The organism is Anabaena sp. UHCC 0204 (assembly GCF_009711975.1).
Lineage (GTDB): Bacteria > Cyanobacteriota > Cyanobacteriia > Cyanobacteriales > Nostocaceae > Dolichospermum.
Window position 1 is genome coordinate 33,906 of sequence record NZ_VIKW01000014.1, and the last position, 15,326, is coordinate 49,231.

Below are 15,326 nucleotides of genomic sequence, written 5' to 3' on the forward strand. Positions count from 1 at the left end.
AAATATCCCCGATTTATTCAAAAAGTCGGGGATTTCAATTTTATAAATCAGAAACCTATTCCTTCGCAATCACAATATCATTAGATTTAATCACAGCATAAGCTTCTGTACCTTCATATAATTCTAACTCCTCCGCCGAAACTCTAGTAATCATTGAAGTCAACTCAACCCTGTGAACAATTTCTAAAGTTACTTCGGTATTTACACTTCCTGTAGTTACTCGTTTCACAACTCCTTTCAAGACATTACGCGAACTTACTTTTAATGGTTTCTTGGGACTAAGAATTTCAAATTCAGGAGTATTAATCTCTGCTTTCTCCTCTGGAGTTGATAGTGATATTGGTGGTGATGAATATTTATTAAGTCCCCGCACTAATTCCCGCAGAATTTCAGTTTTAGTACGCTGGGAGTTTTGACAAAATTCTTCTAAAATTTTGCGTTCTTCTTCAGATGTTTGAAATGTCACCCAACCCTGTTCTTTCCTTGGCATAAATTTACTAATTTATTGAATAAGTATAATCTTTATATAATACTAGCAAGAATCAATATTTTTTACTTACTTGTACAATTGAATAGAACATATCAAAGCCAATTATTTTGTGAACTTTTATATCGGGTGTGCAGTTTGGGCTTATAAGGGTTGGGTGGGTGAACTTTATCCCCCAGGAACTCGCAATGCTGACTTTTTAAATCTTTACAGTCGCCGTTTTACTACTGTAGAAGGAAATACCACTTTCTATGCTGTACCTAACTCAGAAACCGTTACCCGTTGGGCTACAGAAACACCACTGGGGTTTGAATTTTGCCTGAAATTACCTAAAAATATTACCCACCAAAAATTACTACAACCCCAAATCCCCGCAGCTTTGGCTTTTTTGGAGCAAATGCGCCCTTTAGGTACACATTTAGGTCCCCTCTTTGCCCAACTTCCTCCTAGCTATTCTCCGGCTTTACTGGACGATTTGACAGCCTTTTTGACAGCTTGGCGGCGCACACAGACACCTTTAGCATTAGAAGTTAGACATATTGAGTGGTTTCAAGAACCTCATGCTAGTAATTTGACAGCATTATTAGAGAAATTGTGCGTAGGTAGGGTATTATTGGATTCACGCCCAATTTATACTGGAGAGGATGACCCACAATTACTATCAGAACGACGTAAACCAAAATTACCTTTGCATTTTAGTGTAACTGCACCTTTTACTTTGGTTCGCTTTATCTCGCATCCACAGTTATCAATGAATCAAAAATTTATGGAAGAGTGGGTTAAACAAATTCAACAATGGTTGCAAGCAGGAATAAAAATCTATTTCTTTGTGCATTGTCCCATAGAAGATATGTCTCCTAATAATGCTCGTTATTTCCAACAGCTATTAGAAGAAAGTGGTATATTAGTTCCACCTCTTCCTGGGAATAATTTACAACAATCTCCTCAGCAACTGAGTTTATGGTAGTAATTTACATGATTTATTTATAAATAGGACTTACGCAAGATTGAACTCAAAACCTTATTCTTGCGTAGGGATAATTCATGAATTACCCCTACTTCCGTTCTGTTTTGCGTAAGTCCTAATAAAATAGCGATTTCGGTCTAAGTAAGGTACACCAAGAAGGAGTTAACCATAGATAAATTTGTATCTCAGTAGACTAGGAAATGTTATAATTAGCCACTAAGGAGATTTAAATGAATCGGCTTATTTATGAAAGTTCTGTCTCGTATAAAGGATATTTAATTATTCCTTTTGTTTATGGCAAAGTTGATGATTACGAAATTTATTCATACAAGTTATTAGCGGAAGTTGGACATAAAAGCAGATTTCATGCTTCAGAAAATCCAGCAACAATGTATGGTAATACTATTATCAGTATTCTTGATATTGCTAAGGAACATATTGATCTAAATATAGACTTTGTTAGTCAAGGTGATTTTTTCAAATCCCGCTATATTTATCGGCATAATCTAATTATTGTTTATCAAAAAAATGGTAGATGTTATTATGACCATTATGCACCTGAATCATTAACTAATATTGCCGCACCTAAATTATTTTCATCATCCTATGAATGTTTAAATTGGGTACAAAAAGGTTTAGACGGCAGAAACAAAAGTTAAGTTATGTAGGTTGGGTTAAACGACAGCGCAACCCAACAAAAGGATTATAGCATCAGGTACAGCAAGAAAGAATTAACCGCAGATAGAAGATGATGAACGCGGATAAACGCAGATAAATTTGCACTTTAGTAGACTGGAAAACGCTATAATAATGTTGGTTTTCCTTGTGTCAACCCAGCCTACTAATTCTGGCTTTATGGCAACCAAAAGTTAGGTAAAATAGATTTACCTATATTACGAACTACTTGATTGACGTTTCTGGCAACTTGGATATGATTTTCGTCTGCTTCTACAGGTAAAATATTGGCTTTTTTCCCCTGTTGTAAATAAGAAATAGCTAAATTTGCAGATTCTAAACCAGTTACATAAGCCTTTTCTTGTGACCATGAACCATGACGGTTAATAATCCAATCTCCACTCATAAACAGATTTTGTAAACTTGTCCTAGCTCGTAACAGATAACGATAACTACCAGGGGCAAAATGTGTAACTGCATTTGCTAAACGAATGACGCTACTATCTATGACTTTGGCTTCGCTAAATCCGGGAATACATTTTGTTAAATAACTTTGAACTATCTGCACAATTTCGCGATCGCTTAAATGTAGAAATTGATTTGCATGATAAAAATCAACTTCTATGACTGTTCCTGGTTCATTTTTAAATTCATCATGTAAAGCATTCAAATCAAAAAATGTCCACCCTGTAGAATCATCAAAACCAAAACAAGCATTGGAAGGACGAGGAATATCTATTTTTCTATCAAACCATAACCGAGTTGCTAAAACATCAACTGCCCCTAAATTATTTAAGTTTCTAAATTCTGCTCGATTTTGTAAACTAGGACTACTAGAAACAATCTTTTTCATTCCTGTGACACCGACGGCAAAGATTACAGCGTCAGCATCAAAAATTTCATCACCACAAACTACACCTTTAACACATTCATTACTATCTATAATTACATCTGTAACTTTATGTTTAGATAGAACTCTTGCACCTAACTTTTCTATTTGTTGTACCCACGGACGAAATATTTTTTCTCCCACAGTACCGCGACACCAAACTACATCAAAATCCGGTTGATGTGCCAGAATAAAATAGTATAACATTCCTAAAGTTGCAGCGGCTGAACATTGTTCACCAGGGGCAAATAATCCCACTAATAACATTGGTTCAAAAGCTTCTTTATAGAGTCTGGCAGAAACACCAAAAGTTTTGAATAATTCACGGGCTGTAATATAATCGTAACGTTTCCAAGCCTGATCTGAATTATCAAAATCAATCAAACTGTAAAGTAATGGTAAGGCGCTCAAACGGTCAATTAATGGTAATCTTTGAAATTGAGGATATATAAAAGTTCCTAAAGGTGTGGGAAGTCTGGGTAAATCTTGGAAAATCGGAGATTCTACTTCCAAACCTGCGGGAGAATATTGTGCGGAACGAGTCCAAGTTGTAAAAGGACTAATTCCCAATTCATTAATAAGAGCAAAAATATTTCTGTAAGGATACCAAAAGCCATGAATACCGGCTTCTACAGATTTACCTGCGGCTGTTTGCCAACCTGCTACTAACCCACCAGGATATTGTCCTGCTTCTAGTAATGTGACTTCATAACCTTGTTTTGCTAAATGGTAGGTAGCCCCTAAACCAGCCCAACCAGCACCAACTACTACTACCCGTTTTTGTTGTGATTCTTTTGACATTTTTTCGGCTCATAATTACACTCATTTAATAATGTATCTGATATTCAAATAATGTAGGATATGATATAATATTTATTTTGAAAAAAAAACAAATTTATTTACCAAAATGGTAAACTTATATTAGTCTACTAAGGCATGGAAATCATCTTCGCTGACGGGAAACTGCAAAAACTATGTGAGGAACAAAACTTAGCGGAAAGAAAATTAGGTGCAAAGTGTGTCAAGAAATTGAAGGCTAGGTTGGCTGATTTTGCTGCTGTTAGTTGCGTTAAAGAACTAATTACAGGTCATCCTCATCCTTTGAAAGGAGATAGAATAGGTGAGTTTGCAGTGAACCTAGAAGGTGGTAAAAGGTTGGTATTTAGACCCAATAATAACCCCATTCCCTTGCATGAAGATGGAAGCATTGATTGGTCACAAGTTACTGCTATTTGTATTGTTTTCATTGGGGATTACCATGATTGAAATAAACCGTTCCTTTACGCCAGATTGGGTATCTCCTCCTGGTGACACTATTGCTGATTTATTAGAAGAGCTTAATTGGACAGAAGCACAACTAGCAGAGCAGTTAGGCTTCGCTGCTAATCACGTTAGTTTACTTATCAATGGTAAAGCAGCTATAAATGAAGAAATAGCACTGAAACTAGAAAGGATTTTGGGTAGTACGGCAGCATTTTGGTTAAATCGTGAAGCCCAATATCAGGCTGGTTTAACACGGATAGAAGCAGAAAACTACAAAACAGAATACAGTCCAGTTCAGGCTTAAAATCTCCATTTATGAGATTAATTTCATTTTAAGCAAAGCTAGAAAGACCTAAATTGGGGGGAATATCTTGAATTCTTCCTGGTCCAATAGCTTGTAATCCTTCTTTGAGGATAATATCACCCGTATACAAGGCTTTACCGACTATCACACCTGTGACACCTTGGGGTTCTAAAGCTAATAAACTTAACAAATCGGTGACGGAACTTACTCCACCGGAAGCAATTACGGGTATGGAAATTGCCGCTGCGAGTTCTCGTAATGCGTCTAAGTTAGGTCCTTCTAGTGTGCCGTCACGGTTGATATCTGTGTAAATTATGGCTGCTGCACCTAATTCTTGCATTTGTACAGCTAGTTGGGTGGCTAATACTGCTGATGTTTCTAACCAACCACGAGTTGCAACTAAGCCGTTACGGGCATCTATGCCAATAATAATTTGTTGGGGAAATTCTTGACAGAGTTCTTGGACTAATTGGGGTTGTTCGACAGCGACAGTGCCGAGAATTGCCCAATTTACACCCAGATTAAATAATTGTACAACACTTGAGCGATCGCGCAATCCACCCCCAACTTCAATGGGAATAGAAAGATTATTTCTAATCGCTTCAATTGCTGCTAAATTAACTATTTTCCCAGCTTTCGCGCCGTCTAAATCAACTAGATGTAATCTTGTCGCGCCTTGGTCTGCCCACATTTTCGCAACTTCAACGGGATTTTCGCTGAATACTTGCGATCGCTCGTAGTCTCCTTTATATAGTCGCACACAGCGACCTTCTAGTAAATCAATTGCGGGTATTACTTCCATAATTGTTAATTGGTAATTGTTAATTGTCAATTGTCAATTATTCCTTAATTCCTGTACTGCTTGGCGAAAACCTAAAACTAGCAAAATGTTAGAAAGAGTTAAAAAGACTTCTGCACCGCCATGTAACCAGTCTATATTGGCTAATTGTTCTCCATACTGCACTTTGGCATAGATGCCGGCGGGGATTGTGACAGCAACAAATACCAATGTACCGTAAAATCCATATAGGGCTAAACGTGGCATTTGCGGACTACGGCTGATAAACCACAAGAAACCCAAATAGGGAAAGAGAGAAAGGGCAAACAGGGTTTCTTTTGATATCATTGTTCTGATTTGATAGATTGTGCTTCAATAGTGGTTGCAGGCTTTGTAGAACGCCAAATTAGATAAGCTGCTGCCCAAAGAGTAAAGTTACCAACTAATGTCATGGTAGCTTGGAGGGTGACTAACCATTCTAGAGATTCGGAATTGTCGAAATAATGCCAAGTGCAAGCACACATCGCACTGATCAAAGCTGGTAACATGGCAAAGGATAATCCCCACCAACTACGATTTTTGGTAAGTTCACCGTATATCCAGATTAGCCAAATTGCGGCTATCCACTCAATGACGCTAGAAATATGAATTATCCAGGTGGGAATCGAAAGGGCGTGCATAATTAATTCAAACTTCAAAATTCAAAATGGTCAAGATGCGGGTTTTATTGTCTGGGTATTACGGTAAGGGTAATGGTGGTGATGAAGCTTTATTAGCCACACTTCTGCAAATGCTACCACCTGATGTCACTCCTGTAGTGCTTTCTGGAAATCCTGAAGACACTCATCAGCATTATGGTGTGGAATGTTACAATCGCATGGCGTTTTTACAGGTAATTAAAGCTTTGCGTTCCTGTGATGCTTTTGTTTGGGGTGGGGGAAGTTTAATTCAAGATGCGACTAGTGTTATTAGTCCCTTTTATTATGGGGGATTAATGGCTTTAGCTCAAGTTATGGGTTTAAAAACTGTGGCTTGGGGACAGGGTATAGGTCCTTTGTTGCGTTCTCCAACTCGGTTTTTAGCTCATAGGAATTTTGCAGGTTGTAGTCAAGTGAGTGTGCGCGATCGCTCTAGTTCTAGTTTATTATCAAGTTGGAGTATACCCCATATCCTTGCACCTGACCCGGTTTGGGCGTTGGAGTCGAAGCCAGTACCAGAGTTAGTAGATTTACCAAAACCGAGAATTGCGGTGACTTTAAGAAATCATCCTCAATTGACAGACAAAAGGTTAACAATTTTAACTCAAGCTATAGTTAATTTACAGAAAGAAACTCAAGCTTTTATTTTATTATTACCATTTCAAAAAAGCGAAGATTTAGGAATTGCTGAAAAAATTCAAACTCAATTAAAAGACGTTAGTAAAATCCTTTGTTCGGAAGATCCACAAATTTTAAAAGGTGTATTTCGCGGTGTGGAACTGTCCATAGGAATGCGGCTACATAGTTTAATTATGGCAGCAAGTGAAGGTTCTCGTTGTTTTGCTTTGAGTTATGATCCAAAAGTAAATCAGTTAATGGAAGATTTAGAAATACCTGGTTGGGATTTAAAGGATTTACCAGATGATGTTGATTTAATTAGTAAAACTTGGATTGATTATTATTATAATGGTCAATCTTTGTCATCTGAGAAAATTCAATCTTTGATAAATGGGGCTTTTTTGCATCGGAATTTGTTAAAGGAAGCTTTGAGTTCTTGATTAGCTAATAAGTAATAAACGGTTGTACTATTGAAAATGAAGATATTCTACCACAACCAATTTAAATATTAATACTTATTAATTAACAATTCTTTTCTTTCATTTTTGGCTGTATCATATTTATTATTCATTGAAGGAGATATCCAAAATGACTCTCAAAGAACTACTTATCAAAGAAATTGAATCCACCCCAGATACTATTCTGGCTGAAACCCTAGATTTTTTATGCTTTCTGAAAACAAAGGAGACTCAAATACAAACCAAGTCACAACTACCAGATATTACTCAAAGTTCAGAAAATTCCACAGGACGGTCACTCCTAGAACACTTGAAAACAATTGGTAAATGGGAAGGTGATGATTTACAAAATTGTCTCCAGTTAGTTTATGATACTCGTGGTAAAGCCAAATTTGATGATAATAACCCATTTGAATAATGTACCTGTTAGATACAAATCATTGTAGCCGCGCAATTCTTGGTGATGAAAATGTACTTCATCATTTAGCTGAAGTGGAAAATTCCTTAGTTGCAACCTGTGTCATTGTTCAAGGAGAACTAGTAGATATGGCAAAACGTTCTCAACACACCGAAGCTAACTTAGACCTTGTTCATCGATTTCTTAATGGTATATATATTTATAATATTGATGAAATTACTGCTAATCTCTACGGAGAATTAAAAGCATCCTTATTTAATCAATTTGCACCGAAGGAAAAAAGCAAGCGGAGAAAAACAAAAATTACTAATTTAGGTTTTGATGAAAATGATATCTGGATTGCTGCTGTAGCTCTACAACACAACCTTACTATTGTATCATCTGACAGTGATTTTCAGCGAATTATACAAGTCAGAGCATTTTCAGTTAAATCTTGGTTGTAAATCCATTTTTTGACGTATGGACAGCACTATTTTTAACTAAACAAAATTCCCTAATAATTTAGTAATTTAGTTAAGGTTGATATCATCCCCAAGGAGGTTCATCATGACAGCTATCACCGTCAACTTAAACCCCATTATCCAACTTACCGACAACCAATTTTATCAACTCTGTCGAGAAAATCCTGAAGTCAAATTTGAACGCAATACAGACGGAAAATTATTGATAATATCAAATACAGGAGGAATAGCAGGAAATCAAAATGCTGAAATTTCAACAGATTTTGCTATTTGGAATCGTCAAACTAAACTAGGCGTTTGTTTCGATTCTTCCACCTGTTTTAAACTTCCCAATGGTGCAAATCTTTCTCCTGATGTTGCTTGGATCAAAAAAGAGAGATGGGATAAACTTACATCAGAAGAACAAGAAAAATTTTCACCAATTGCCCCAGATTTTGTTTTAGAATTAATGTCACCCAGCGATAGTTTGCAAGAAACGCGAACAAAAATGCAGGAATATATCAATAACGGAGTTAAATTAGGTTGGTTAATTAATCGGAAAATGCGTCAAGTGGAAATTTATCGTCTTGGAAAACCCGTGGAAATTTTAGACTTTCCCCAAGAATTATCGGGTGCAGATATTTTACCGGGGTTTATTTTAAATATGGAAATTATTTGGGGATAGGTTGCTGAAATTCAACAACCGAATTATATTAACCAAACCTAAAAATGTGCTGTTATTATTTACTTCCACTGACAATTCCTGACCATTGCACCTTTTTTTCCCTTTCTCGACGATAAGAAAAGAAATGTTCTGGAGTTTGGAAAGTACAATAAGGAGCGATCGCAATTTGTTCTAAACTAATTCCTAATTGCTCCAACTGTAAAACATTCACCCGACGCACATCTAAACGTACCTTACCTGGTTCTATATCCCTAAGTAAAGGTGAATTGGGCAAATCATGTAACGTATCAACAATTTTTTCCAAGTCATCATCTGGTATAATGCTGCTGCCAATTTCCGCAGCCACTTCCACAGAAACCTGATAAACTTCCCCAGCAATAGCCGGACCCATCGCCACCCGCAAATCTGCTAGACTACTACCGTGCGATCGCATTCTCATGATAGCTTCCGGAATAATCTTTGCCGCTGTTCCCCGCCAACCAGCGTGTAAAGCCGCCACCTGTCCAGTTTTCACATCCCCAATCAACACAGGTGTACAATCAGCAGAAGCCACCCACACAGCTTGTAAAGGTTGCTGACTAATTAAACCATCTGCCAACGCCAAATCATCATCACTGGTATTGACATGATCATCAACCTCTTGAGGAGTCAAAACAGTATTGCCATGTACCTGTTTTAAGCGATAAGCTGAAGCCGCTGGTTGAAGTGCTTGAGTTAGCTCATTTGGTAGACGCGGCCAAAACTGTTGGGTAAAAAAACCATGAGACCAGGGTTTTAGAAGATTACAAGTCAGGTAAGGTAGACCTTCCCAATTGTGCCAGTGCCAAGTGTGCATCTTTAACCAAACCTAAACAGAAAATTAACAACTTTCCATCAATACTAACTTGAACAACAGCCAAAAAAGATTTGCCAAAAAATTTTGAACAATGGGGAACTGCGGTGGAATTTAATCAGCAACTTTTGGTAGATAGCTTGAAAGCAGAATATAAGCATCAAGATTTACCATTTTCTCTACATATTTTTAACACTGTATCCTCCACAAATCAAACCCTGTGGCAACTAATTGACCAAACAGAAAAAACCAACTCTGTAGTTATAGCCACTCAGCAAACCGCTGGACGGGGGCAATGGGGTCGTCAATGGCTATCTTCTACTGGTGGTCTATATCTTTCGATGTCCATAGTGCCTCAACTAGCAGCTACCAATAGTTATCAACTCACATTAGCCACTGCTTGGGGAATTACAGCACAGTTTCAAAAATGTGGTATACCTGTAGGCATAAAATGGCCAAATGATTTAGTATTAGATGGTCGCAAACTAGGCGGCATTTTGACTGAAACAAAAGTCAATAAAGGACAAATCACTCAAGCCGTTATTGGTGTTGGTATTAATTGGGCAAACTCAGTTCCAGAAACCGGAATTAATCTGCAAATATGGCAAAATTCCCAGAATTATCACATGATTAATCACCTGGAAATGCTAACCTCACAAGTTTTAATAGGAATTAAGTCCGGTATCGAGTGTCTACAGACAGAAGGAATAAACATCCTCTTGTCGCGCTATCTTGATGTACTCACAAATATGGGTGATCAAGTTTATGTCAATAATTTTTTAGGTACAGTGGTGGGAGTAACTCAAGAGGGTAATCTCCGGTTAAAAATGACAAATGATGATTTAAAAGCAGCGGTAACACCAGAAATTTCTTGCCAACCAGGTACAATCAGTTTGGGTTATCGTCAATCTTCTGTTTTATGATTTTTTTTGTTAAAAATGTCACTGCATGAACAGGTAAACCACTAGCTGAAGCAATTCTGGATTTGAGATTTGAGATTAGAGTTAATCTAAAATCCAAAATCTAAAATCTAAAATTGAATGACATTATTTCTTTAGACTGATTACACACAACAAAAGAGAACAAATGACGCAGCGCCATAAATCTGCCCATAAAAATTTTTACTACGGTGGTATGAGTAAACGCTTTGCTTCTAGACTACCAGCACAAAGCCTCTGTTTGTTAAGTAGCTTTAGTCTTCTCGGTAGCGGTTTTGTAGTTGCTCAATCGGAAACTTCATCAATAGATAACATTGTCCCCACTATTGAGAATTCCCAACCAACAGCAGTTAAAAATCCAGTCCAGAAAGAAATTGTGATTCCAGAAACAGTAAAGTCACAACCAGATTTTTCAGAACGACAAGTGAGGCTGAAAAAGAGGCTAAATAATAAAAATGTTTCGGAAGCAAGAGAAGTTGTTAAAGATTCAAAATCTAAAGTTGAAAATAATCAACTTCCTGCTAGTGTCAGAATCACAAAACCCAAGGTTAAAAATACTCAACCTACCGCTAGTGTTAGAATCACAAAACCCAAAGTTGAAAATACCCAACCTACCGCTAGTGTCAGAATCACAAAACCTAAAGTTGAAAATACTCAACCTACCGCTAGTGTCAATGAAGCTGACTCAGTAATCAAAAAACTTCCCGAAGTTGCCCAACCAGTTAATAATTCCCAAAATACTGCTAAGAAAACAGGGAATAACACTAAGGATTATAACAACGCTTATATTGATCCTACCGATTACAAAAATACAGCCACAGGTAACTATGAACCACCTAGTTCTGTCATCGTTACAGAACGTTCTAGTGGTTGTCAGGCAACTGTAGCAGCCGGACAAAGTGCTGGAAGTGGTTGCGCTAAAACTACTCAGACTCCTAATGTGGCTAAGTCGAAAGAATCATCACCGACTTGGCTGAAAAAAAGTGAAACTGCTAAATTATCTCCAGTTTCCCCTCAAAGAAAATTAGACGCACCAACTATAACTGCAAACAGAAAGCAGGATAATAGTGTTGCTGGGGCTGTTGCTCGTAGTGTTAGTAAAGTTAGTCAAAATAATTGGCAGGTTTCCAGAGCTAATACTAACAGTCATACAAAGGCTGCTTATAATGCTAATCGCTTTGTTCCTAGTCCTAGAGAATTTAGCACTACAACTGTGAATGCTACTCCTATTGCTCCACAATTAGGTAGTTTACCAGCACCGATGATTGAGGGTAATTTTGCCCCCCGTCCTAGTATGGTGTCTTATGACTTCTCTCTAGCATCAGTATTACCGCAAGTTCCTTATACTAATACTCTTGCTTATCGTGGTGGTGGTTCGGGAATGGTATTTCCACTAGCTGCTGCTGCACCAATTACTTCTTTATTTGGCTGGCGGATTCATCCTATCACAGGCGATCGCCGTTTCCACGCTGGTACAGATATAGGTGCGCCCACAGGAACACCAATTTTAGCAGCGTCTAAAGGTCAAGTAGAAACAGCTAACTGGTTAGGTGGTTATGGTTTGACTGTAATTATCAATCACAGTTCTGCTCAACAAAGTCTCTACGGACATATGTCAGAAATTCTTGTTCAACCCGGTCAATGGGTAGAACCTGGAACTGTCATTGGCCGAGTTGGTAGCACTGGTAACTCCACTGGACCTCACCTGCACTTTGAAGTCCGTCACCTCACCCAAAATGGATGGGTTGCTGTTGATCCAGGTGTACAGTTACAAGGCGGCCTGAGCCAGTTAGTTCAAACTACACAAGATAGAAGAACAGCACAAGCTCAGTAATTTAGGGATAGGGGATTGGTGATAGGGGATTGGTGACTTGCCCTGAGCGTAGCTGAAGGGTTGGTGATTGGGAAACTTATTTCTGCTCCCCTGCTCCCCTGCCCCCCTGCTCCCTGCCCCTGCCTCTTCTCTGTCACCTGTCACCTGTAACCTGTCACCTTCCCCCTCTATAAATACCCATTTTCCGCTAAAAAGGCATTTGTAATTTCCTCTTGTTGATGATGATTTTCAGGCGTTAGGAATTTTTCTACATATTTACCAAGGATGTCTCCTTCTAAATTTACCCAACTACCAGCGATTAAATGACTAAGATTAGTTTCGCTATATGTCAAGGGGATGACGGCAACTGTAAACTGAGATGACTCTGAGTGATAGTCAGCTACAGTCAGACTAATACCATTGACAGCAATGCTACCTTTAGGGACTATATAGCGGGCGATCGCTTTTGGGGCAACAAATTTCATTTCCCACGAAGTAGCAGTTTGTTCAGATGTGATTAGCTGACCAATTCCATCTACATGACCCATAACAAAATGACCGCCGACTTTACCACCTACCCGCAGCGATGTTTCTAGATTCACATATCTTTGTTGAGTTTCTTCTTTGCCTAATGTAGTGCGGCGGAGGGTTTCTGGTGACGCGGTGGCGATAAACCCATCTCTTAATATTTCTTCAACTGTCAAACATACCCCATCTACGGACACACTATCACCATAGGCTAAGTCTTGAATGATCATCTCTGGCTGACTAATATAATTAATCTGCCAAGAATCTGCTTCTAAGGGTTTTATGGTTCCCAAACCTTGAATTAATCCTGTAAACACAGCTTTTGCAAAAGTAAATCTATTTATTGCCTAATTCTGGCGGAAATCAACTAATAATTCCAGGAGAAAATGTAAAGCTTCTGAATTTAATTTCTTTCCTTATTTGGTAAATGAATATTAATACATTAGCATCAATCTCAAGGCATACTTGAAGGAGAAGGTGAAAGCAGGATGAAGGATAAAATATGAAGAATAGATAAACCTCAAATTTCAGTCTTGAGTTAAGTTAATTCTGTCATTTACCAACAATATGGCTGATGCCACGCTACGCTATCGGAGTTTAAGAGAAGCATTATAGACAAGAAAAGACCTATGTTAATTTCTGTCCCAGAAAGAACTGAGAAACTGTACTATCTGCTACATAGTTCCAAGCGATTAAAGAATTTTAGAGGCTGAACCAAATGATAGAAATGAAAGTCGCTGGTATAGCATTAGATGCGATCACCCGCAGCCCGATTGTACTTCTGAAGGATGGTTCAGATCGTCGCGCTTTGCCAATTTACATAGGCCAGGAACAAGCTAGGGCAATTATGGGGGCAATGGAAAATCAAAAGCCTCCTAGACCTTTAACTCATGACCTCATCGTGAATATTCTGGAAGCATGGAATATGACTTTAGATCGAGTTATTATTCATACTCTCCAAAAAGATACTTTTTATGCTGCGTTGATCCTGCAACAAGGTGATGTCAAAAAGGAAATTGATGCTCGTCCTAGTGATGCGATCGCCATTGCTCTCCGCACAAATACTCCTATTTGGGTCATGGAAGAAGTAGTCGCTGATGCTTCTATTCCCGTAGATCGTGATGCTGATGAAGCTGAACAGGAAGCCTTCCGTGAATTTATTTCTAATCTTCGTCCGGAGGATTTGATTAAGCGATTTGGTAATGGTGATAGCTAAAATCTGATAAACTTCTGAGGATTTCACCAAAAACCTAACTTTTTTGTAGGGGTAATTCATGAATTACCCCTACTTTTGAGATGTTTTGTGTAAGTCGTGAACTACTTTTTAACTGGTGTGCCGCAGGGATAAGTAGCTACTTTTTCTTGACTACTTTCACTTACTGGCTTGTCTTTAGCTGCTAGATAATCTTTTTGCAAAGTATCTAATAAAGCTTCGCGTCTGTCATATAAACGCTTGAGGGGACGGGGTGGACATTGATTAAGAACGTAAGCTGTCACCAAAGGCAAAGCGATCGTACTGTCAGTATAACACACAATTGCGCTAGGTAACTCATCAGGGTCAATTTTACCCCAACTTACAGCTTCGGCTGGAGTCGCACCTGATAAGCCACCTGTATCAGGACGAGCATCAGTAAACTGGATAAAGAAATCATGTCCCCGTTCTTCTAGCCCTAATACCTCGTGAATTTGCGGTTGTGTTTGTAATAAAAAGTTCTTAGGACTGCCACCACCAATAATTACCGCTGCACTTTTACCGTCAGTTTCTCGCGCACTATAGGCGATCGCTGCTGTTTCATTTACGTCAATAGCGGGATCTAATACCAACTTTGAACCTTCTAAAGCCAAAGCTGCGACATTCATCCCAATAGAACTATCACCAGGCGAAGAAGTATAAATAGGTACGCCACATTCATAAGCTGTGGCTAATAAGCAAGAATTTTTGACACCTAATTGCTTTTCTACTTCCCACACACATTTACCTAACAGATAATGAAATTCAGCCGTTCCCATGCGTTTTTGGAAAGGTTCTGCTTGGAGAACTTTGCGAATAAAAGCGTCGGTTTCTAGCAGTACGTCGTAACCAAAAATAATGTCATAAATTCTGATAGTTCCTTCTTCCCGCAATTTGACATCATCTAAAAAGGGACTACCAGCAAATAGTTCAAAACCTAAACCATAGTGCATATCATGGTAAAGATTCGCACCGGTGCTAATCATCCAGTCAATAAAACCATTGCGAATTAAAGGCGCAAAAGCAGAAACGCCAAAACCTGCCGGTGTCATCGCCCCGGAAAGACTAACCCCGACAGTTACACCCTCTTGAAACACATCCTTAGTCAGCAGTTGACAGGCTTCCCTCAACCGGGCTGAGTTGTAAGCAGTAAAATAGGTATCAATCAAATCAACCACGCTAACATTGTTAGACATTGGTATAGGTGCAATTTTCTTACCTTGCTGTTTTGACATTTTTGGGAAATCCTGAATAGTAAATACACTGAATATAATGTTATCGTATTCAAATGTACGGAAGTTGCT

Annotated in this window: 19 protein-coding genes; 11 read left to right on the forward strand and 8 right to left on the reverse strand. The window is 38.4% G+C overall.

Annotation, left to right across the window (positions count from 1 at the left end):
• Positions 1-55: 55 nt before the first annotated feature.
• Positions 56-490, reverse strand: a complete 435-nt coding sequence (locus FJR04_RS13355; RefSeq protein ID WP_168495491.1) for a molybdopterin-binding protein — start codon at positions 488-490, stop codon at positions 56-58.
• Positions 491-599: 109 nt separating this feature from the next.
• Here FJR04_RS13355 and FJR04_RS13360 point away from each other — a divergent pair, with 109 nt between their 5' ends.
• A complete protein-coding gene (locus FJR04_RS13360) occupies positions 600-1,454 on the forward strand; it encodes a DUF72 domain-containing protein (protein ID WP_168495493.1) in 855 nt (284 codons plus the stop codon).
• A 230-nt stretch (positions 1,455-1,684) separates the two neighbouring features.
• Positions 1,685-2,113 carry a hypothetical protein gene (locus FJR04_RS13365; RefSeq protein WP_168495495.1) on the forward strand — a complete coding sequence of 143 codons (429 nt, stop codon included), beginning with the start codon at positions 1,685-1,687 and terminating at the stop codon, positions 2,111-2,113.
• 194 nt (positions 2,114-2,307) lie between these two features.
• On the opposite strand, the gene FJR04_RS13370 is transcribed toward FJR04_RS13365, so the two are convergent.
• Positions 2,308-3,819 carry an FAD-dependent oxidoreductase gene (locus FJR04_RS13370; RefSeq protein ID WP_168495498.1) on the reverse strand — a complete coding sequence of 504 codons (1,512 nt, stop codon included), beginning with the start codon at positions 3,817-3,819 and terminating at the stop codon, positions 2,308-2,310.
• 135 nt (positions 3,820-3,954) lie between these two features.
• Between FJR04_RS13370 and FJR04_RS13375 the strand changes: the two genes are divergently transcribed.
• Together FJR04_RS13375 and FJR04_RS13380 are read left to right on the forward strand one after the other, a co-directional pair.
• Entirely contained in the window at positions 3,955-4,284 is a 330-nt protein-coding gene (locus FJR04_RS13375; protein ID WP_168495499.1) for a type II toxin-antitoxin system RelE/ParE family toxin, read from the forward strand.
• Entirely contained in the window at positions 4,277-4,585 is a 309-nt protein-coding gene (locus tag FJR04_RS13380) for a HigA family addiction module antitoxin (RefSeq protein ID WP_168495501.1), read from the forward strand. The genes FJR04_RS13375 and FJR04_RS13380 overlap by 8 nt, the downstream gene beginning before the upstream one ends.
• A gap of 28 nt (positions 4,586-4,613) precedes the next feature.
• On the opposite strand, the gene hisA is transcribed toward FJR04_RS13380, so the two are convergent.
• Genes hisA through FJR04_RS13395 form a run of 3 tightly spaced genes read right to left on the reverse strand, consistent with a single transcriptional unit; the run spans position 4,614 to position 6,043 of the window.
• Positions 4,614-5,387, reverse strand: a complete 774-nt coding sequence (gene hisA / locus FJR04_RS13385) for a 1-(5-phosphoribosyl)-5-[(5-phosphoribosylamino)methylideneamino]imidazole-4-carboxamide isomerase (protein WP_168495503.1) — start codon at positions 5,385-5,387, stop codon at positions 4,614-4,616.
• A 33-nt stretch (positions 5,388-5,420) separates the two neighbouring features.
• A complete protein-coding gene (locus tag FJR04_RS13390) occupies positions 5,421-5,711 on the reverse strand; it encodes a DUF3593 domain-containing protein (protein ID WP_168495505.1) in 291 nt (96 codons plus the stop codon).
• Positions 5,708-6,043, reverse strand: coding sequence for a DUF2499 domain-containing protein (locus FJR04_RS13395; protein ID WP_168495507.1), 336 nt, complete (start codon positions 6,041-6,043; stop codon positions 5,708-5,710). Before FJR04_RS13395 ends, FJR04_RS13390 begins: the two co-directional genes overlap by 4 nt.
• Before the next feature lie 26 nt (positions 6,044-6,069).
• On the opposite strand from FJR04_RS13395, the gene csaB reads away from it, so the two are divergent.
• From csaB to FJR04_RS13415, 4 genes are all read left to right on the forward strand, one after another.
• Entirely contained in the window at positions 6,070-7,119 is a 1,050-nt protein-coding gene (gene csaB / locus FJR04_RS13400) for a polysaccharide pyruvyl transferase CsaB (protein ID WP_168495509.1), read from the forward strand.
• Between the two features lie 148 nt (positions 7,120-7,267).
• Positions 7,268-7,555 (forward strand): DUF2281 domain-containing protein, encoded by a 288-nt coding sequence (locus tag FJR04_RS13405; RefSeq protein ID WP_168495511.1) that lies wholly within the window; start codon positions 7,268-7,270, stop codon positions 7,553-7,555.
• On the forward strand, positions 7,555-7,998 hold the full coding sequence (locus tag FJR04_RS13410) for a type II toxin-antitoxin system VapC family toxin (RefSeq protein WP_168495513.1): 444 nt from the start codon (positions 7,555-7,557) through the stop codon (positions 7,996-7,998). Before FJR04_RS13405 ends, FJR04_RS13410 begins: the two co-directional genes overlap by 1 nt.
• A gap of 103 nt (positions 7,999-8,101) precedes the next feature.
• Positions 8,102-8,680, forward strand: a complete 579-nt coding sequence (locus FJR04_RS13415) for a Uma2 family endonuclease (RefSeq protein ID WP_168495515.1) — start codon at positions 8,102-8,104, stop codon at positions 8,678-8,680.
• Between the two features lie 55 nt (positions 8,681-8,735).
• Here the strand turns inward: FJR04_RS13415 and pgeF are convergent, their stop codons facing one another.
• Positions 8,736-9,515, reverse strand: a complete 780-nt coding sequence (pgeF, locus tag FJR04_RS13420; protein ID WP_168495517.1) for a peptidoglycan editing factor PgeF — start codon at positions 9,513-9,515, stop codon at positions 8,736-8,738.
• A 104-nt stretch (positions 9,516-9,619) separates the two neighbouring features.
• On the opposite strand from pgeF, the gene FJR04_RS13425 reads away from it, so the two are divergent.
• Positions 9,620-10,435, forward strand: coding sequence for a biotin--[acetyl-CoA-carboxylase] ligase (locus FJR04_RS13425; RefSeq protein ID WP_168495632.1), 816 nt, complete (start codon positions 9,620-9,622; stop codon positions 10,433-10,435).
• Positions 10,436-10,598: 163 nt separating this feature from the next.
• Positions 10,599-12,284 (forward strand): M23 family metallopeptidase, encoded by a 1,686-nt coding sequence (locus tag FJR04_RS13430; protein ID WP_168495519.1) that lies wholly within the window; start codon positions 10,599-10,601, stop codon positions 12,282-12,284.
• Positions 12,285-12,451: 167 nt separating this feature from the next.
• Here FJR04_RS13430 and FJR04_RS13435 read toward each other — a convergent pair whose 3' ends face one another.
• Positions 12,452-13,108 carry a riboflavin synthase gene (locus FJR04_RS13435; protein ID WP_168495521.1) on the reverse strand — a complete coding sequence of 219 codons (657 nt, stop codon included), beginning with the start codon at positions 13,106-13,108 and terminating at the stop codon, positions 12,452-12,454.
• A 401-nt stretch (positions 13,109-13,509) separates the two neighbouring features.
• On the opposite strand from FJR04_RS13435, the gene FJR04_RS13440 reads away from it, so the two are divergent.
• Positions 13,510-14,007: a bifunctional nuclease family protein gene (locus FJR04_RS13440; protein ID WP_168495522.1), complete on the forward strand. Its 498-nt coding sequence runs from the start codon at positions 13,510-13,512 to the stop codon at positions 14,005-14,007.
• A gap of 101 nt (positions 14,008-14,108) precedes the next feature.
• On the opposite strand, the gene speY is transcribed toward FJR04_RS13440, so the two are convergent.
• On the reverse strand, positions 14,109-15,257 hold the full coding sequence (gene speY / locus FJR04_RS13445; protein ID WP_168495524.1) for a deoxyhypusine synthase: 1,149 nt from the start codon (positions 15,255-15,257) through the stop codon (positions 14,109-14,111).
• Positions 15,258-15,326: the final 69 nt, after the last annotated feature.